A 246-nucleotide genomic window follows, 5' to 3' on the forward strand; every position below is an offset into this window, starting at 1 on the left:
TTGTGATATTTGCTTCTACCCAATCAATTTTGTGGAATAGAACCTCATGTTCAGAGGTAAAGTACGAGAATACTTTTTTTACAGCTTCCATATCGCTTGAACTTCTATGAATGGCACGAACACTTTCATTGTCTTTCAGTAAGGAATACAACAAATGTGAACCTACCAAACCTGTACCTCCAGGAACTAAAACCATAGGGTTAATGTAATAGTTCTTGGTGAAATAGAGTTTGATTTTTTGTTTCT

The 246-nt window shown here is 35.0% G+C and carries 1 protein-coding gene; it reads right to left on the bottom strand.

Translation table 11 applies throughout. The annotated features are described in order from the left end of the window. The coding region (locus ACY2RT_RS15525) for an NAD-dependent epimerase/dehydratase family protein (protein WP_490156822.1) at positions 1–196 on the bottom strand (196 nt) is incomplete at its 3' end. Positions 197–246 lie beyond the last annotated feature (50 nt).

The sequence above is a fragment of the Ulvibacter sp. 2210JD10-4 genome (assembly GCF_058148525.1).